Raw genomic sequence first — 17,241 nt, forward strand, 5'->3', positions numbered from 1 at the left:
CTCAGCTTCGCACGATCGCCGACTCGAACGCGGCAAGCAGTGGCGCCAGCGCGTCACGCTTGAGCTTCAGGGCGGCTTGATTCACCACCAGCCGGGAGGAAATCTCCATGACTTCCTCCACCTCGACCAGATTGTTCGCGCGCAACGTGCCGCCCGAGCTGACGAGGTCGACGATCGCATCGGCGAGACCCACCAGCGGTGCCAACTCCATCGATCCATACAGCTTGATCAGATCGACGTGCATGCCCTTCGCCGCGAAATGCTCACGCGCCATCTGCACATACTTCGTCGCCACCCGCAGGCGTGCGCCTTGGCGTACCGCCGCGGCATAGTCGAAGCCGGCCTGTACCGCCACCGACATCCGGCAGCGCGCGATCTCGAGATCGATCGGCTGATACAGCCCCGCGCCACCGTGCTCGAGCAGCACGTCCTTGCCGGCCACGCCAAAATCGGCGGCGCCGTACTGGACATAGGTGGGGACATCCGTCGCGCGCACAATGATCACGCGCAAATTCGGATTCGTCGTCGGCAGAATCAGCTTACGCGACGTTTCCGGATCCTCGGTCACCTCGATGCCAGCAGCCGCCAGCAAAGGCCGCGTTTCCTCGAAAATCCGACCTTTGGACAGGGCCAGCGTCAATTTCGCGCCGCTATCCAATGCTTGCGTCAACTGGCTCATGCCGGGCTCCCATCGCCGTGAATGCGGCGCACCGCCGCGCCGATCGCGCACAACTTGCGTTCCATCCGGTCATAGCCGCGATCGAGGTGATAGATCCGGTCGATCGTCGTCTCGCCATCCGCCACCAGGCCAGCGATCACCAGCGACGCCGAGGCGCGCAGGTCCGTCGCCATCACCGTGGCGCCGGATAGCGTACGCACGCCGTTGACCAGTGCGGTGTTGCCGTCGATCGCGATATTCGCGCCCAGACGATTCAATTCCTGCACGTGCATGAAGCGATTCTCGAAAATAGTCTCGACCACCTGCGCCGTACCGTCCGCGATGCAGTTCAGCGCCATGAATTGCGCCTGCATATCGGTCGGGAACGCCGGATATTCCGAGGTGCGGAAGCCGACGGCACGCGGCCGACCCTGCATCGACACCCGCAGCCACTGATCGTTGGCCTGCTTGCCCTCGCCGCCGCCGGACTCGATCGTGACGCCCGCTTCGCGCAGTTTCTCGATCACCGCGTCGAGCAAGCCCGGCGTGACGTTGCGCAACGTCACATCGCCGCCCGCTGCCGCCACCGCGCAGAGGAAGGTACCCGCCTCGATCCGATCCGAGATCACGTGATGTTCGGCGCCATGCAATGTCGCCACGCCCCGGATCACCAGACGATCGGTGCCGATGCCGTCGATCTTCGCACCCATCTTGACGAGCAGGTTCGCGAGATCGGTGACTTCCGGTTCGCGCGCGGCGTTCTCGAGGATCGTCTCACCCTCGGCCAGCGTGGCGGCCATCAGCAGATTCTCGGTACCGGTCACGGTGATCATGTCGGTCACGACGAGCGCGCCTTGCAGCCGCGGGCACTTCGCCTCGATATAACCGTGCTCGATCGCAATCTCGGCGCCCATCGCCTGCAGGCCCTTGATGTGCTGATCCACCGGCCGCGCGCCGATCGCGCAGCCACCGGGCAGCGACACGCGCGCATGACCGAAGCGCGCAAGCAAAGGACCGAGCACGAGGATCGATGCACGCATCGTCTTGACCAGCTCGTACGGCGCCACCGGATTGTGGACCGCGCCGGCGTCCAGCGTCACGGTGTCCGCATCGATGCTGACCTTGACGCCCATCTGGCGCAGCAAGGCGAGGATTGTATGCACATCGTTCAGATTGGGCACATTGTGCAGACGCACCGGCTCCGGGCTGAGCAATGCCGCGCACAGAATCGGCAAGGACGCGTTCTTCGCGCCCGACACGATTACTTCGCCTTCAAGCCGACGTCCGCCTTCGATGCAGAGCTTGTCCATTCCGGTCTCCTGCTGCTGTTGGGTTGCCGCCGGCGCTGTCGTCCGGCCGCTGTCGGACGCGATCATCGTCGCACCCGGTTTATCTTCAATCCACACGCTTTTCTATACCTGTCCTTGCTTGCCTGACCGATGCGTCGAATCGAAGCGATCCCGCGCCATCGCCATGCAGTCGATGAAAGGGCGTTCGGGACTCACCCGCCGCGCGCCTTCATCGTCGAATCGAATCATTTACATGCCGGGCGCGGCGGCCTGGCCACCGGCCGCGGCGAATTCCGCCGGCGTCAGCGTTTTCATGCTCAAGGCATGGATTTCCTCACGCATCCGGTCGCCCAATGCGGCATAGACCAGTTTATGGCGAGCGATAGGCCGCTTTCCCTCGAATTCCAGACTGACGATGGTCGCAAAGAAATGCTGTCCATCCCCTTCGACATCGAGGTGTTCACAGGACAGGCCGGCCGCGATATAAGCGCGAATCTGATCAGGCGTCGGCGACATGGAGCGCTCCACCGTGTGGGTTATTTTGAGATTAATGCCTGAGCTTGAAACCGGTGGCGAGCATCCGCACGGCCAGTCCGGAAAGCAGCAGGAAGAAGAAGCCGACGATCGACAGGCTCAGCAGCGGCGAGCAATCGGACTGACCGAAAAAGCCGTAGCGGAAGCCGTCGATCATGTAGAAGAACGGGTTGAAATGCGACGCCTGCCGCCAGAACGGCGGCAGCGAGTGCGTCGAATAGAACACGCCCGACAAGAAGGTCAGCGGCATGATCAAAAAGTTCTGGAACGCCGCCAACTGGTCGAATTTGCTCGCTACGATCCCGGCGATCAGGCCGAGCACGGCCAGAATGCCGGCACCCAGCAGGCCAAAGCCGATGATGTAGAAAAGCGATGCGCAATGCAGCGGCACGAACCACACGGTGACGATGAAGACGCCCAGACCGACCACCAGTCCGCGCACGATCGACGCCAAGGTGTAGGCGGCAAACATATCCCAATGCGACAAAGGCGGCAGCAACATGAAAATCAGATTGCCGGTGATCTTCGACTGGATCAGCGACGACGAACTGTTCGCGAACGCGTTCTGCAGCACGCTCATCATGACCAATCCCGGCACCAGGAAGGACACGTAATCGATACCGGCATAGACATCGACACGATGCTGCAGCGCGTGGCCGAAGATCGCCAGGTAGAGCAAGGCGGTGATCACCGGCGCGGCGACCGTCTGGAAGGAAACCTTCCAGAATCGCAGCAACTCTTTGTACAGCAACACGCGGAAACCGGTGAACCGGCTGTACGGCGCGCGCGCGGCTTGCAGCGTCACGCCGTCGGCGCGCGCCTTGTCGTCGGAAGACGAAGATACGGGCATCACGATAAACCCTCGACCGCTTCGGGCTCACGGGTCAGTTGCAGGAAAACATCCTCGAGATCGGCCTTGCGGATCTCCAGGTCGTCCAACACGCAGCCGGCCTCGCGGCAGCGCGCCAGGATCGGCTCGACATCGTCATAACTGCTCAGGCGCAGCACGTGCTGCCGACTCTGTGGCGCGGCGCTCCCGGCCGCACCGGCGCCGACTGGCACGGCGACCGACGCCAGCGCATCGGCGGCGCCGGGCGCGGCCGCCTCGGCCTCCAAGGACCGCAGGCTGTCCGGCAGCGCGGCGCCATGGATGCGCAACGCCAACTGCATGCCGGCAAAGCGCTGCAGCAATTGATCGGTGCGCTCCAGCGCCACCACTTCGCCGCGCCGCATCATCGCGATGCGATTGCACAGCGACTCCGCCTCTTCGAGGTAGTGCGTCGTCAGGACGATCGTATGGCCCTCGCGATTCAGCCGCGCGATGAATTCCCACAGCGTCTGCCGCAGCTCCACGTCGACGCCCGCGGTCGGCTCGTCGAGCACGATGACCGGCGGCCGGTGCACCAGCGCCTGCGCCACGAGGACGCGGCGCTTCATCCCGCCGGACAGCGCCCGCGTGTTCGTATTCGCTTTGTCGGTAAGGCCGAGGTTGTGCAGGATTTCGTCGATCCAGGCGTCGTTGCGCGTCAGTCCAAAATAGCCTGACTGAATGCGCAAGGTCTCGCGCACGGTGAAGAAGGGATCGAAAACCAACTCCTGCGGCACGACGCCGAGCCGTTGCCGCGCCTCGCGAAAATCGCGCACGACATCGTGACCGAGCACCTGGACCGAGCCCTCGTCCGCACGCGTCAGACCCGCGAGAATGCTGATCAGCGTGGTTTTACCGGCGCCGTTCGGTCCGAGCAGGCCGAAGAATTCGCCCTGCTCGATCGACAGGTCAACGCCCTTGAGTGCCTGCAACGCGCGATATTGCTTCTTCACGCTGCGGATATCGATGGCAGGAAGCTTGCTGCTGGGCATGGAAGTGGGGATGAGCGCCTGGCGGGGAGTCCGGCGGAATCAGCTTTTGAAAACCCCGTATTATAGGCGAAAAACGCTTTGCCCTTTCAAAGGCTTGCGGCAACGGCAGCCCGCAGTGCCGACCACGCCACGATCCCCGCCATGGCCGAGGCCGTGGCGCCTGCAAATGCATGCTTGGCGGTCGTCTGAAAACCGATAATCTCTCAGAAATACGACAAGGGCCCGTCCGGCAGATTGCCGTCGGGCCCTCGGGGGTCACGCTGAACCGCTGAATCAGTGTCCGAACACCATCGCGTCGATGCCGTAGGCGCGCGCCAGGCTTTGCAGCGCGGGCGGGGCGTTATCGACATGCAGATCCTCGCCGCGCTGCAACGCCGCGCGGCGCCACGCCATCAGGACGGCCAGGGCGGACGAATCGAATCGCACCAGTCCGCGGCAATCCAGCCGCGTCTCCCCACCGGCAATCCGCTTCAGGCCCTGGTTCAGCACTGCCTTTGCGACGTCATGCGTAATGTCTTCGCCTGATTCGAACATTTCAACCCTTGGCTTGCGCCAATTGCTGGTTACGCGCGGTCAGGAACTGGATCAGACCATCGACGCCATGCTGCTGCACCTGCTCGGCGAATTGCTGTTGATAGGCCTGAATCAACCAGGCGCCCAGGACGTTCAGGTCATAGACCTTCCAGCCGTTGGCGGTCTTGCCCAGGCGGTAGTCGAGTTCGATCGGCTGGCCCTGATTCGTGACACGCGTACGCACGACGACATCGGTCGCGCCCGGGTCCGCGCGGAACGGCAGGTATTCGATCTGCTGGTTACGCACTTGCGCGATCGCGCCCGAATACGTGCGGATCAGCAGCAGCTTGAATTGCTCGACCACCTGGTCGCGCTGCTGCGCCGACGCCTGGCGCCAGTATCGACCCATGACCAGACGCGTGGTGCGCTGAAAATCCGTGTACGGCAGGATCTTCTGGTTGACCAGCGTGATGATGTGGTTGACATCGCCCGACTGCAGCGCCGGATCCGTCTTGACCGCCGTCATCACGTCGCCGGTGACCTGCTTGATCAACGCGTCCGGTTGCGCGGATGCCGAGACGGCAGCCGATGCCGGCGTTTGCGCCGAGGCGGCCATCGGCACGCCGAATACCATTGCACCCGCCAGCATTGCGGCTGCGACTGCGGACAGGCGCCGCGAAGATTGTATTGCGTGCTTCATTCGATTCTCCTGATCTTGGCCGGGCGCCGGTCATCGGCGCTTCCTGACCCCGTACCGCCGCACAGCGCGTGCCGGACTTCTTTTAATGGTGCCTTATGTTGGCCCGACGCGTCGCCGCAGACAACAACGGTTGCCAACTGTTGCCAACGTTACGCTTCGCACCAATCGACAATCGCGCGTCCCGGGACGGACTGATCCAATACGCGGAGGCTGGCCCCCTCGCACCGATCACGTCGCCCAAGCCTTAAGGGGCAGGCACTGCGCTCGCGCCCATCGGCGCGGCGGGAGGCGTCGCGGCCGGCGCAGCACCGGCGCCGGTTGCCCCAGCCGCAGGCGGAGTGCCTTCCTCGGTATCGTCACCGTAATCCGGCAAGGCAGACGAGGTCTGGTTCTGCCCGAGCAGGTACTGACGCCGCTGCAGATACGCGTTACGCACGAACGAATATTTGTCGAGCGCGGCGCTTTGCAGCAGGTCCGTCGCGTTCAAATAGGACGCGCGGACGCTGACCGCCTTGACGCCGACCAAGGTAAAGCGAATCCAGTTCGGTCGAACATAGGTGATCGGGCTCATAAAGCCGTCCGGCACCATCCCCACCGCGTCACGCACCGTGCTGGGACCGAAGAACGGGAGCACCAGATACGGGCCCGCCGGAACGCCATAGGTTCCCAGCGTCAGACCAAAGTCGGCCGTCTGCTTCGGCAACCGCGCCTGCGTCGCGATATCGAAAATACCACCGAGACCAAACACGGTATTGATAGCGATCCGCATGATCGTCTCGACACCGGCCGTCACATTACCCTGCAGCAACTTGTTCGCCGCAACGGTGACATCGCCCACATTCGAGAACACATTCGAGATGCCGGTCCGAATCGGCTGCGGCAATGCCCAGTTATAGGCCTTGGCCACCGGACGGAACGCGTATTGGTCGACTTTGTCGTTGACCGTGAAAACGGTCCGATTGAAGCCTTCCATCGGATCCTGCTTGATGGGCGTCTGAACCGTCGAACATGCCGACAGCAACATTCCCCCCGCCAGCACCGCGACGATGCCCCGCGATTTGATCATGGTGTGTGTACTCTGTTATTCGTTTTCTGGTGATGCCGGCCCAGGTCATTTGTTCGCACAACGTTTATGTCATTCCGACAGACATCACGTCGCGCCGACCGCCCCGAGCCGACATCCCTGGGGATCACTGCGCTGCGCTTGCTGCAGCCGGGGCACTGCCACCCATTGCCGCGCCTACGCCCGGGAAGCCGCCGTGCGCACTCGGCGCCGCACCGCTTCCAGCGGGACTGGCACCGCCCCCGGCGTTGCCGCCACCGTTGCTGCCGGCGTCGGCCGCCTTGCTATAGAGAAACTGTCCGATCAGGTTTTCGAGCACGATGGCCGATTGCGTCATCGTAATCGTATCCCCAGACTTGAGATTCTGCTCGGAACCGCCCGGCTCCAGCCCCAAGTACTGCTCGCCCAACAGGCCCGATGTCAGGATCTTCGCCGACGAATCATCGGGGAACTTGTACTGCGGATCCAGATCGACGGTAACCAGGGCCTGGAACGTGTGATCGTCGAACGTGATCGACTTCACGCGACCGACCGTCACGCCCGCACTCTTGACCGGCGCATTGGCCTTCAGCCCGCCGATATTGTCGAAGCGCATTTTGACCGTGTAGGTCTGCTGGAACGACAGCGTGCTCATGTTGCCGGCCTTCAACGCCAGGAACAGCAGCGCGACGAAGCCCAGAATCACGAACAAGCCGACCCAGAAGTCGAGAACAGTTTTCTTCATCCGTACGTCTCTCGTATTCTTTCTCGAAATCGATTTTCTTGCAGAAAAACCGATGCTGCCTTATTTGCCGAACATCAGCGCGGTCAGCAGGAAGTCCAAACCCAATACCGCCAGCGAGCCGTACACGACGGTCCGCGTGGTGGCGCGCGAGACGCCTTCCGGCGTCGCCTTCGCCTCATAACCCTGATACAGCGCGATGAACGTCACGGCGAAACCGAACACGACGCTCTTGATCACGCCGTTGCCCACGTCCCGCCACACATTCACACCGCCCTGCATCTGCGACCAGAACGCCCCCGGATCCACGCCAATCAGAATCACGCCGACGATATACCCGCCGAGGATCCCGACCGCGCTGAATATGGCGGCCAGCAGCGGCATGGCGATGACGCCGGCCCAGAAGCGCGGCGCTACGACATAGCGCAACGGATCGACGGCCATCATTTCCATCGCCATCAGCTGCTCGCCGGCCTTCATCAGCCCGATCTCCGCCGTCAACGACGTGCCGGCTCGTCCGGCAAACAGCAGCGCGGCGACGACCGGCCCCAGCTCGCGCACCAGGGACAAGGCGACCAACAGCCCCAAAGCCTGCTCCGAACCATAGCGCGAGAGCGTGTAATACCCTTGAAGCCCCAGCACGAAACCGACAAACAGGCCCGACACCGCGATGATCAGCAAGGAATAGTTGCCGACGAAGAATATCTGCCGACTCACCAAACGCGGACGCAACAACATCGCGCCGAACGTCCCCAGCAAGCGCAAAAACATCCGCGTTGCATAACCGGTCAGGGAAAATAATCCCAACACCCGACGGCCTAATGCACTAACCATCATGGCCGCTCCCCTTTCCTGCCCCGCTCCGTTGCGGTCTGTGGCTCACGGCGCGCCTGAACGGCGCTTTCGTAGGCGGCATGCCCACGCGCGGCGGCATCGACGAGACCAAAATCCGCGTCGATCGGCTCGCCCGGATAGTGGAAACGGAACGGACCGTCCGGCGCCGCATCGATGAACTGCCGCACTGCCGGGTCCTTCGACGCCCGCAACTGATCCGGCGTGCCCTCGGCGGCTATCCCGCCGTTGGCGATGAAATAGACGTAATCGGCGATGGCGAACGACTCGGGCACGTCATGCGTGACGAGGATCGAGGTCGCGCCCAGGGCCTGATTGAACGTTTTGATCAGATTCGCCGTGATGCCGAGCGAGATCGGATCGAGTCCCGCGAACGGTTCGTCATACATCATGATTTGGGGATCGAGCGCGATCGCCCGCGCCAGGGCAACCCGACGCGCCATCCCACCCGAGATTTCGGACGGACGCAGATCGCGTGCGCCGCGCAATCCCACGGCATTCAACTTCATCAAGACGAGATCATGGATCAGCGCTTCCGGCAGATCGGTGTGCTCGCGCAAAGGGAAAGCGACATTGTCGAACACGGACATGTCCGTAAACAGCGCGCCGAACTGGAAAAGCATCCCCATTCGACGGCGCACCGCATACAGCGCCTTCGCGTTCAGGCCGCCAAGATCCTGTCCGCCGACAAGCACCTCGCCGCTGTTTGCACGCACCAAACCGCCGACGAGCTTCAATACCGTGGTCTTACCGCAGCCGGATCCACCCATGACGGCGACGACCTGACCACGCTGAAAGCGCATATTCAGCCCCGACAAAACGGGGCGATCCCCATAGCCGAATGCGACATCACGCAATTCAAGGACGGTTTCGGAACTAACGATGGGCACGGCGCGGACCATTCCTCATTTCGGTTCGAACGATTAAAATCAAGCGACCTGCATAGAAGTCGCGGCATACGACGCGTTCGCATCGCATTCGCCGGCAAGTACACCGGTGCGTGCGGCATTATAGGCCATCGCCCATTATCCGACTCTTGCAGGCCCGGCGCTTCCCTGGCGAATGCCCGAGATTCGCCGCGCCCGGCGGTCGGAATGCCGTCGCCGCGCGCGAATTCGCCGCATCACACCGCCGATTGCCGCCATGGTCGACCGCGCTGAAATCCTCGAAATCGACCGTCAGCAGCACGTTAAAGGGGCGAAATCGACCCTTTTCTAGCGTCCGAAGGCACATCCTTTCAGACAGGCCTCATTATGCTGCGTCGCGGCGAAAGTCTTATTATCCTTTGAAAGCGGCTTGTAGTGCTGAGACACCGTGCGTCAGCGCGTTTCCGTCCATTGCATTCGTGCGATTGACCAGTGCGCTGACGACGGCCGCCGAATCGGCGCCGGCGGCACGAACCGCCGCCAGCTGGGCCTGACCGATGCCGCCGATCGCCACGACCGGGACCGGCGGCTGCGCGTCGTGAAGCAAGCGACAGTAAGCCGCAAGCCGTTGCAAGCCTTGGGGCGGGACGGCAACCGCCTTCGTCGCCGTCGCGAACACCGGGCCGCAGGCGATGTAACTGGGACGGAATCGCAGCGCCAACAGCATCTCATAATACCCATGGGTCGACAGGCCGAGTCGCAGTCCCGCCGAAGCGATTGCGTCGAGCGCGAAATGCGGCAAGGCCGCCAGATCCTCCTGCCCCAAGTGCACGCCATAGGCGCCGGCATCGATAGCCAAGCGCCAGTGGTCATTGATGAATAACTGGATCGGCGCCGATGCCGCGCGGCAATACGCGGCCGCACGCTGGATTTCCGCACGCTCGGCCGCTGGCGATGACGCGTCCGACTTGATGCGCAGCTGAATCGTACGCGCGCCGGCATCGATCAGACGCTGGACCCAATCGGCGCTCGGCGCGATCGGATAGAGGCCCAGCGGCGCGCGGCACCGTGGAAAGTCGGGCAGCGACGACGGTATGCCAAGTCGCGTCTCCGTTCTGGAAGATGCCGGCGCCGGCTTTACATCGTTCGCCGCGTGATCGTCGGTCGCAGCGCCGCCCTTGTTTGCTTCGTCTGCTTCGTCGGTCGCCTCGGTCTCGGCGAGGGGAAGCACGACCAATGCGGACCGTTCGTCGAACGGCGACTCGGCGACCTTTTCGTCCGCCGGCCGGCCGGCGATGCGGCGCGGTGTTGATACGCCCGGGAATGCGGCCAAGGGGGGCGGCCCGTCGCGCAAGACGTCGGCGACATATTGCCTTGCCCCGTCCTCGGCATCGACACCGGCAAGCGGCGCCCCCTCCGCCACCGCGACCTGCGCCAACGCCAGGCACAAAGCGTCGTGCAGCGCATAGCCCGACGCGACCCATGCCGCGCAGCGATGGAGCCAGGCCTCGCCCGCGCCGCGCGGTGCCTCGTAAAAAAATTCCCAGCCATCGCGCAGCAGACGCGTGACATTCGACGTCGACGCATCGATCACGGCGAAATGGCCCGGCGCACTCGCGCCCTCGGGAAGCGCATCCTGCCGCGCCGCATAGTGCGCCGCGGCGGAACCATCGGCGCTCATCAGGACCAGGACATCACGACCGATTGATGCCTCAGTGGGCGCCGACGTGAACGACGTGAAGCGCGTCCGTGTCGGCCAGGCGCCGAGAAAAAACCGCGTCGCGCGCCCCTCCGGTTCGACGACATCGATGCGGGCAATCCTGTCCGACGGAGTGAGAGACGCCGTCATCGGTCACGCCCCCGCCTGATGCCAGAAGGGCATCCCGACCATCGGCGTGCTGGCTTGCGCGGCGTCCCGCACCGGCATCGGCCCTGCCTGCCAGGCCATCCGTCCGGCATCGACCGCCGCGGCAAAGGCCGCCGCCATCCGCACCGGATCGTCCGCCTGCGACACCGCCGTGTTCAACAGCACGGCGTCGAAGCCCCACTCCATGACCTGACAGGCGTGCGATGGCACCCCGAGCCCGGCATCGACGATCAAGGGCAGCTCAGGCGGCAAACGATCCCGCAATTGCCGCATTGCATAAGGATTGGCCACGCCACGTCCGGTGCCGATCGGCGCCGCCCACGGCATCAAGGCCTGGCACCCGGCATCCATCAGCCGACGTGCCACGACCAGATCTTCGGTGCAATACGGCAGCACGCGAAAACCGTCGTCGATCAGTATCCGAGCGGCTTCGATCAAGGCAACCGAATCCGGCTGCAGTGTGACGTCGTCGCCGATCAACTCGAGCTTGACCCAATCCGTATCGAACAGCTCGCGGGCCATCTGCGCCGTGGTCACCGCCTCGTCGACGGACTGACAACCGGCCGTGTTCGGCAGCAGCGGCACCCCGGTACGCCGCAGCGCCGCGTAGAAATCCGCGCCTTGGGGCGCGGCCGCGCCGTCTTGACGACCATCGGCATCGGCCCCCGGGTTTGGCGCAGCGTTAAAGCCGGCCATCTGGCGCCGCAACGCGACCGTGATCATGGCAGGGCGGGACACCTCGATCGCGCGCAGCAAGGTCGCCAACGATGGATACCGTGCCGTTCCCAACAACAAGCGACGCTCGAACGGAACGCCATAGAGCGTCATCGGCGACGGCGTGGATGGTGTGGACGGCGTGGCATCGTCGAGCATGCCAAGACGGGACGAAGCAGTAGGGTCGGTGGACATTTCAGCCTCCTGTGACGGGTTGCACGACATCGAGCCGATCGTTTTGAGACAGCGGCTGCGCGGCGTAGCGACTACGCGCGACGAATTGGCCGTTGACCGCTACGGCGAACGGCGGCTTGGCGCCGAACGCCTGCAAAGCGTCGGCCACATTGGCGTTGTCGTCGATGGCAAAGGGCCGTTGGTTGATCAAGATATCCATGGCTCAGCGGGGTACGGGGTCGGAATAGTGGGAAGAAGCCGCATCGGCAAACAGCGCAGGCCAGGGCGACGCCGCGCGCTGGGCCGACCAGACGGCCTGGGCGGCACTGGCATCGACAATGCGATCGGGTCGGGCCAGCATGGCATGCACCAGGGCAAGCGCTTGCGACACCACCTCCGGGCCGATCATGAAGCCATGGCGATACAGCCCGTTGATCGCCACCCGCGTGCCGCGCATCGTGATGGCCGGGCGATGGTGATCCAAGGTCGGACGGCACTGCACGTTCAACTCGGCGATACGCGCCTCGCCAAATGCCGGATGCACGGCAAAAGCCGCCGACAGCAATTCGAGCGCCGAGCGAACGCTCATCGGCGAGGCGTCGTCGCTTTCGATCTCGGTCGCGCCGATGACGAAGCGGCCGTTCTCCTTGGGCGCGATGTAAATTGGATAGCGCGGATGAAGGAAGCGAATGGGACGCTGTAAGGCAATCGCCTGCGCATCCACGCGCACCACCTCGCCGCGTACCCCGCGCAAGCCGCGCCACGCGGGCTTTGCCCCCAATCCGCGACAATCCACGCACACCGCAGCGCTCGGCCAACGCCCGTCTTCGATCGTCACGCCATGGAAACGTTGCACACCGACGTCGTCTAGCGCCTGGTCCAGCGCGCGGAGCAAGGCGCGATTGTCGAGCTGGCCTTCGTGCGGCATCCACCATCCTTGCCGGAAACGCCCACGCAGCGCCGGCTCCAGGGCATCGATGCCGGCGCCATCGACGGCCTCCATGCCCCCGGCCAACAAGGCGGCAGGCGCATTGGCGCGAACGCGGCGCGCGAACAAGTCGGCGTCGGCCCGGTCCGCGGGATGCCACAGGACCAAGCTGCCGCTTTGCTGAAAAAAGACCGGCAGCGGCAGTTGCGCCAGCCATTCCGGCCAACGCTGCAGCGACGCGGCGCCGAGTGACGCCAACAACGGCTCGGCGACGGCAGCCTCCGTCAGCGGCGCCAGCATCGACGCGGCAACCCACGCCGCGCTCCCGCTATTGGCGTCGTCGGCCGCCGCCCGCTCGTAGAGCGCCACGCGCACGCCGTCGCGCGCCAGGCGCCAGGCAAGCAGGCGCCCCGCCAGCCCTGCGCCGGCGATCGCCACATCGGACACGGCACCCGGCCGTGGAATATTGGTAGACATCGACTCGTCCCGCGGGGCAACGCGGTGTCATGCACGATCGCAGACACGCCGCACGGCGGCATGAGACGAGGAAAAACGGGAAGCGGATGAGAACGTCCGGAATCGACGTATTGGCCGCGTGCGGACACGCGAGTAGACGTGCGGCAATCAATGGGTCGCTCACCGCACGGGGGCGGGTCTGGACCGATCATGGCGCACAATGGAAAACTCCCCTCGCCGGTATTATCCGGATCGGGTGCCAAGGGACTCTCTCAGCCGCATCCCGTCGCTCACCTCGCGCCGGCCGCAGCACCCCTGTTTCATGTCCGCCTATTACAGCACAAAACCGACGGAACGGACAGCGCCACGCTGCCCGCCCCCTTTGCGCGATGCGGCACCGCGATGTCTACCCATCCGACAGCAAAATCGTGCCGCCTTATCCAGACGCGGCACGACTTAATCTCTATTTAAGAATTTCAACAAACAATGGGCCAAGGTTTATCCTGTCTTATTCAGCGGGCCCAACAGATGCGCCACACCCGGCGGCCCGGCGCATCACCGCCCCCATGACCTATTGGAGGAACTGATCATCGTGCAGGACAAACCAATCTCCGCATGGAGCCTGATACGGCCTTTCTGGGTCTCCGAGCAGCGGTGGTCCGCACGCGGATTGCTGGCCCTGGTCATCGTGATGAATATGACGATGGTTTGGTTGAATGTTCAGTTCAACAGCTGGAACGCGACCTTTTACGACGCGATCCAGCGCAAGGATGCCAACGCCTTCTGGCACTCCTTGTTGATCTTCTGCTATCTCGTCTTCCCGATGATCCTGATTGCGATCTATCGGATCTATTTCCGCCAGATGCTCGAATTCAAGTGGCGGCAGTGGTTGACGAATCATTACATGCAGCGGTGGTTGAAAGACCATGCGTTCTATCGCATCGAACGCGACCGACTGGCGGATAACCCCGACCAACGGGTCACCGACGACCTGCAAAGCCTCGCTCATGCGACGCTGGCCTTGTCGCTGGATTTTCTCTCGACGCTGGTCACGCTCTTCTCTTTTACGAATATCTTGTGGCGCGTCGCGGGTGCCCTGTCGTTCTCGCTGGGTGGCGTGCAGCTTCACATTCCCGGCTATATGGTGTGGACCGCATTGCTCTATGCGATCGTCGGCACCTTCATCATGTTCCGCGCCGGCCGGCCGCTCGTAACGATCAACTACCAGCAGCAGCGAGTGGAAGCGGACTTCCGTTTCTCGCTCGTGCGCCTGCGCGAAAATGCCGAGCAGATCGCGCTCTACGACGGAGCGCAAACCGAGTGCGGCCACGCAAAGACGGCATTCTCGCGCATCCGCGACAACTGGCGGATGATCATGCGGCTGACGAAGCGGCTGACGCTGGTGAACTCGCTCTACGCGCAGATCGCGATCATTTTCCCGATCGTCGCGGCCTCTCCGCAGTATTTCGCCGGCACCTTCACGCTCGGCACCTTGATGCAGATCTCCAGCGCATTCGGCACCGTCAGCGATTCGATGTCCTGGTTCATCAGCAGTTACGGCACGCTGGCAAACTGGCGCGCGACGGTGAACCGGCTGCGTGAATTCAATCGCGCGATCGACGACCAGCACTTCCTCGAAACGGAATCGCCGGCGACCTTGTCCGGCGGCATCAATCTGCACCGGACCGCGAACGCGTCGATCGATACGAAGGGGCTGGTCTTGGCGCTGCCTAACGGCAGCACCCTGACGCATGTCCCGGATCTGCATATCGAGAAAGGCGCGCGCTGGCTGATCCGTGGCGAATCGGGTTGCGGCAAGAGCACGCTGTTGCGTGCGATGGCGGGCCTATGGGCGTTCGGCGGCGGCATCATCGAAGTTCCGGCCGGTGCCAAGCTGTTCTTCGTTCCGCAGCAAAGCTATATGCCGATCGATACGTTGAAAGCGGCGCTCAGCTATCCGTCCGATCAGGAAACCTTCACCGACGCGCAATGCCGTGAGGCGCTGCAACTCTGCCAGCTCGGCGATTACGCCGCGCACCTGACCGAATCGTCGCACTGGGCGCGACGCCTGTCGCCCGGCGAACAGCAACGGGTCGCATTTGCCCGCGTGTTGCTGCAAGCCCCCGATGTCGTTTTCCTCGACGAAGTCAGCAGTGCGCTCGATACGAAGACGGAAGGGATGTTGTATCAGACGTTGATCGATCGCCTGCCCGATACATCGATCGTCAGCGTGGGGCATCGCGATACGCTGAACGTCTTCCACCACCAGTTTCTCGATTTGAAGACCGCGCACGATGGCGCCGTCGACGAAGACAAGGCAGCGGAATTCTCGGTCTGAGCGCTGCGGGCATAAAAAAACCCCAGGGCTTGGATAAGTGTCCAAGCCCTGGGGTGCCGTTCACGCGACGGGCGGTTTTTTCAACCGCCTGTCGCGGCGTAACGCTTAGCGCGGCAGTTCGGTCGCGCCCATCAAGAAGGTATCGACGGCCCGCGCGGCCTGACGGCCTTCACGAATCGCCCACACCACCAAGGACTGCCCGCGACGCATATCGCCTGCAGCGAACACGCCGGGGACGTTCGTCGCGTACGCTTGCACGCCATCTGCATCGTCGGTCCGTGCCTTCGCATTGCCGCGTGGATCCCGTTCGACACCGAACGCGTCCAGCACTGCCTGCACCGGCGATACGAAACCCATCGCCAGCAGCACCAGATCGGCCTTCATTTCGAATTCCGAGCCCGGCACTTCCTGCATCTTGCCGTCCTTCCATTCGACGCGCGCGGCCACCAGCTTCTCGACCTTGCCGTTCTTCCCTTCGAAGCGCTTGGTCGCGACCGACCAGTCGCGATCGCACCCTTCGTCGTGCGACGACGACGTGCGAAGCTTCGTCGGCCAGTACGGCCAGACCAGCGGCTTGTTCGCCTCTTCCGGCGGACGCGGCATCAGTTCGAACTGCGCGACGCTGGTCGCGCCATGACGGTTCGACGTACCAACGCAATCCGAACCGGTATCGCCACCGCCGATCACGACAACATGCTTGCCTGTGGCCAGCGTCTGGTCGGTCAGCTTGTCGCCGGCTTCGACACGGTTCTGCTGCGGCAGGAATTCCATCGCGTAGTAAACGCCTTCCAGGTCACGGCCCGGCACCGGCAGGTCACGCGGCGTTTCACTGCCGCCAGCGATCACGACCGCGTCGAACTGCTCGCGCAGTTGGTCCGGCGTGATCGTGTCGCGTGCGTTATTGGCGATCGTCGCCGGCAGCGGGTCCTTGCCGATGAAGGTGCTCGTCTTGAAGACCACGCCTTCGGCTTCCATCTGGCGCACGCGGCGATCGATCAGCCACTTCTCCAGCTTGAAGTCGGGAATGCCATAGCGCAGCAGGCCACCCAGGCGGTCGTTTTTCTCGAAGACGGTCACATCATGGCCGGCGCGCGCCAATTGCTGCGCGGTGGCCAGACCCGACGGGCCGGAACCGACAACGGCTACCTTCTTGCCGGTCTTGACGGCCGGCGGCTGCGGCGCCACCCAGCCTTCGGCCCAGGCACGATCGATGATCGCGTGCTCGATCGACTTGATGCCGACCGGGTCGTCATTGATGCCGAGCGTACAGGCCGCCTCGCACGGTGCCGGGCAGATTCGTCCCGTGAATTCGGGGAAATTGTTCGTCGAGTGCAGCACCTGGATCGCGGACTTCCAATCCTGGCGATACACCAGGTCGTTGAAGTCCGGGATGATGTTGTTCACCGGGCAGCCGTTGTTACAAAACGGGATGCCGCAATCCATGCATCGCGCACCCTGCTGTTTCGCTTCGTCGTCCTTCAGTGCGAAGACGAATTCCTTGTAGTGCTTCAAGCGCGCTTGCGGCGCTTCATAGTGTTCGCTGAGTCGGTCGAACTCGAGAAAACCGGTTGCCTTGCCCATTTTTTTCTCAATCAATGCAGGTCATGCGTTGTGCTGGTACGGTCCACCGCGCGCGAGGAACACAGGGTGCGAGCGTTCTGACGCCATCATGCACCCCCTGTTCATCGCGCCCGGACTACCCCGGATT

At 63.3% G+C, this 17,241-nt stretch carries 17 protein-coding genes, 1 pseudogene and 1 riboswitch; of the genes and pseudogenes, 2 read left to right on the plus strand and 16 right to left on the minus strand.

Translation table 11 applies throughout. The features are described 5' to 3' along the window. Position 1 precedes the first annotated feature (1 nt). The 11 genes and pseudogenes from hisG to ABEG21_RS13875 form a co-directional block, all read right to left on the minus strand. A complete protein-coding gene (gene hisG, locus ABEG21_RS13825; protein WP_347555106.1) occupies positions 2 to 679 on the minus strand; it encodes an ATP phosphoribosyltransferase in 678 nt (225 codons plus the stop codon). Next, positions 676 to 2,034, minus strand: coding sequence for a UDP-N-acetylglucosamine 1-carboxyvinyltransferase (gene murA, locus ABEG21_RS13830; RefSeq protein WP_347556807.1), 1,359 nt, complete (start codon positions 2,032 to 2,034; stop codon positions 676 to 678). Before murA ends, hisG begins: the two co-directional genes overlap by 4 nt. A gap of 162 nt (positions 2,035 to 2,196) precedes the next feature. Further along, entirely contained in the window at positions 2,197 to 2,463 is a 267-nt protein-coding gene (locus tag ABEG21_RS13835; protein WP_347555107.1) for a BolA family protein, read from the minus strand. Between the two features lie 31 nt (positions 2,464 to 2,494). Then, entirely contained in the window at positions 2,495 to 3,331 is an 837-nt protein-coding gene (locus ABEG21_RS13840) for an ABC transporter permease (RefSeq protein WP_347556808.1), read from the minus strand. Next, entirely contained in the window at positions 3,331 to 4,341 is a 1,011-nt protein-coding gene (locus ABEG21_RS13845; protein WP_347555108.1) for an ABC transporter ATP-binding protein, read from the minus strand. The genes ABEG21_RS13840 and ABEG21_RS13845 overlap by 1 nt, the downstream gene beginning before the upstream one ends. 273 nt (positions 4,342 to 4,614) lie before the next feature. Continuing rightward, the gene (locus tag ABEG21_RS13850) at positions 4,615 to 4,875 is read right to left on the minus strand and encodes an STAS domain-containing protein (protein ID WP_347555109.1); all 261 of its coding nucleotides are present in this window, start codon (positions 4,873 to 4,875) and stop codon (positions 4,615 to 4,617) included. 1 nt (position 4,876) lies between these two features. After that, entirely contained in the window at positions 4,877 to 5,470 is a 594-nt protein-coding gene (locus ABEG21_RS13855; RefSeq protein ID WP_347556809.1) for an ABC transporter substrate-binding protein, read from the minus strand. 328 nt (positions 5,471 to 5,798) lie between these two features. After that, complete coding sequence (locus tag ABEG21_RS13860) at positions 5,799 to 6,620, minus strand: VacJ family lipoprotein (RefSeq protein ID WP_347555110.1); 822 nt, start codon at positions 6,618 to 6,620, stop codon at positions 5,799 to 5,801. Positions 6,621 to 6,744: 124 nt separating this feature from the next. Beyond that, positions 6,745 to 7,341: an outer membrane lipid asymmetry maintenance protein MlaD gene (gene mlaD / locus ABEG21_RS13865; RefSeq protein ID WP_347555111.1), complete on the minus strand. Its 597-nt coding sequence runs from the start codon at positions 7,339 to 7,341 to the stop codon at positions 6,745 to 6,747. A 60-nt stretch (positions 7,342 to 7,401) separates the two neighbouring features. Next, on the minus strand, positions 7,402 to 8,172 hold the full coding sequence (mlaE, locus tag ABEG21_RS13870) for a lipid asymmetry maintenance ABC transporter permease subunit MlaE (RefSeq protein ID WP_347556810.1): 771 nt from the start codon (positions 8,170 to 8,172) through the stop codon (positions 7,402 to 7,404). A 104-nt stretch (positions 8,173 to 8,276) separates the two neighbouring features. Then, a pseudogene (locus tag ABEG21_RS13875) lies at positions 8,277 to 9,092 on the minus strand (ABC transporter ATP-binding protein); the annotation flags it as partial. A 160-nt stretch (positions 9,093 to 9,252) separates the two neighbouring features. On the opposite strand from ABEG21_RS13875, the gene ABEG21_RS13880 reads away from it, so the two are divergent. Continuing rightward, a complete protein-coding gene (locus ABEG21_RS13880; RefSeq protein ID WP_347555112.1) occupies positions 9,253 to 9,408 on the plus strand; it encodes a hypothetical protein in 156 nt (51 codons plus the stop codon). A 60-nt stretch (positions 9,409 to 9,468) separates the two neighbouring features. Here ABEG21_RS13880 and ABEG21_RS13885 read toward each other — a convergent pair whose 3' ends face one another. From ABEG21_RS13885 to ABEG21_RS13900, 4 genes are read right to left on the minus strand one after another with little or no spacing between them, the layout of a single operon-like run. After that, positions 9,469 to 10,905 carry a thiamine phosphate synthase gene (locus tag ABEG21_RS13885; RefSeq protein ID WP_347555113.1) on the minus strand — a complete coding sequence of 479 codons (1,437 nt, stop codon included), beginning with the start codon at positions 10,903 to 10,905 and terminating at the stop codon, positions 9,469 to 9,471. Positions 10,906 to 10,908: 3 nt separating this feature from the next. After that, complete coding sequence (locus tag ABEG21_RS13890; RefSeq protein ID WP_347556811.1) at positions 10,909 to 11,796, minus strand: thiazole synthase; 888 nt, start codon at positions 11,794 to 11,796, stop codon at positions 10,909 to 10,911. 37 nt (positions 11,797 to 11,833) lie between these two features. After that, positions 11,834 to 12,031 carry a sulfur carrier protein ThiS gene (gene thiS / locus ABEG21_RS13895; RefSeq protein WP_347555114.1) on the minus strand — a complete coding sequence of 66 codons (198 nt, stop codon included), beginning with the start codon at positions 12,029 to 12,031 and terminating at the stop codon, positions 11,834 to 11,836. 3 nt (positions 12,032 to 12,034) lie between these two features. Then, on the minus strand, positions 12,035 to 13,216 hold the full coding sequence (locus ABEG21_RS13900) for an FAD-dependent oxidoreductase (RefSeq protein ID WP_347555115.1): 1,182 nt from the start codon (positions 13,214 to 13,216) through the stop codon (positions 12,035 to 12,037). A gap of 191 nt (positions 13,217 to 13,407) precedes the next feature. Further along, a riboswitch (TPP riboswitch) is annotated at positions 13,408 to 13,522 on the minus strand. Between the two features lie 265 nt (positions 13,523 to 13,787). Here ABEG21_RS13900 and ABEG21_RS13905 point away from each other — a divergent pair. Further along, on the plus strand, positions 13,788 to 15,533 hold the full coding sequence (locus ABEG21_RS13905) for an ABC transporter ATP-binding protein/permease (RefSeq protein WP_347555116.1): 1,746 nt from the start codon (positions 13,788 to 13,790) through the stop codon (positions 15,531 to 15,533). Between the two features lie 105 nt (positions 15,534 to 15,638). Here the strand turns inward: ABEG21_RS13905 and ABEG21_RS13910 are convergent, their stop codons facing one another. Continuing rightward, positions 15,639 to 17,114 (minus strand): glutamate synthase subunit beta, encoded by a 1,476-nt coding sequence (locus ABEG21_RS13910; protein WP_347555117.1) that lies wholly within the window; start codon positions 17,112 to 17,114, stop codon positions 15,639 to 15,641. Positions 17,115 to 17,241: the final 127 nt, after the last annotated feature.

It is taken from the genome of Robbsia sp. KACC 23696, from assembly GCF_039852015.1.
Lineage (GTDB): Bacteria > Pseudomonadota > Gammaproteobacteria > Burkholderiales > Burkholderiaceae > Robbsia.

Excerpts from the sequence above, each read along its gene's own strand:
- ABEG21_RS13855 (WP_347556809.1), bottom strand. The coding sequence starts at position 5,470 with ATGGCCGCCTCGGCGCAAACGCCGGCATCGGCTGCCGTCTCGGCATCC.
- ABEG21_RS13880 (WP_347555112.1), top strand. The coding sequence starts at position 9,253 with ATGCCCGAGATTCGCCGCGCCCGGCGGTCGGAATGCCGTCGCCGCGCG.
- mlaD (WP_347555111.1), bottom strand. The coding sequence starts at position 7,341 with ATGAAGAAAACTGTTCTCGACTTCTGGGTCGGCTTGTTCGTGATTCTG.
- thiS (WP_347555114.1), bottom strand. The coding sequence starts at position 12,031 with ATGGATATCTTGATCAACCAACGGCCCTTTGCCATCGACGACAACGCC.
- ABEG21_RS13885 (WP_347555113.1), bottom strand. The coding sequence starts at position 10,905 with ATGACGGCGTCTCTCACTCCGTCGGACAGGATTGCCCGCATCGATGTC.
- ABEG21_RS13890 (WP_347556811.1), bottom strand. The coding sequence starts at position 11,796 with ATGCTCGACGATGCCACGCCGTCCACACCATCCACGCCGTCGCCGATG.
- murA (WP_347556807.1), bottom strand. The coding sequence starts at position 2,034 with ATGATCGCGTCCGACAGCGGCCGGACGACAGCGCCGGCGGCAACCCAA.
- ABEG21_RS13840 (WP_347556808.1), bottom strand. The coding sequence starts at position 3,331 with ATGCCCGTATCTTCGTCTTCCGACGACAAGGCGCGCGCCGACGGCGTG.
- ABEG21_RS13910 (WP_347555117.1), bottom strand. The coding sequence starts at position 17,114 with ATGGGCAAGGCAACCGGTTTTCTCGAGTTCGACCGACTCAGCGAACAC.
- ABEG21_RS13845 (WP_347555108.1), bottom strand. The coding sequence starts at position 4,341 with ATGCCCAGCAGCAAGCTTCCTGCCATCGATATCCGCAGCGTGAAGAAG.
- ABEG21_RS13850 (WP_347555109.1), bottom strand. The coding sequence starts at position 4,875 with ATGTTCGAATCAGGCGAAGACATTACGCATGACGTCGCAAAGGCAGTG.
- ABEG21_RS13900 (WP_347555115.1), bottom strand. The coding sequence starts at position 13,216 with ATGTCTACCAATATTCCACGGCCGGGTGCCGTGTCCGATGTGGCGATC.
- ABEG21_RS13835 (WP_347555107.1), bottom strand. The coding sequence starts at position 2,463 with ATGTCGCCGACGCCTGATCAGATTCGCGCTTATATCGCGGCCGGCCTG.
- hisG (WP_347555106.1), bottom strand. The coding sequence starts at position 679 with ATGAGCCAGTTGACGCAAGCATTGGATAGCGGCGCGAAATTGACGCTG.
- ABEG21_RS13860 (WP_347555110.1), bottom strand. The coding sequence starts at position 6,620 with ATGATCAAATCGCGGGGCATCGTCGCGGTGCTGGCGGGGGGAATGTTG.
- mlaE (WP_347556810.1), bottom strand. The coding sequence starts at position 8,172 with ATGGTTAGTGCATTAGGCCGTCGGGTGTTGGGATTATTTTCCCTGACC.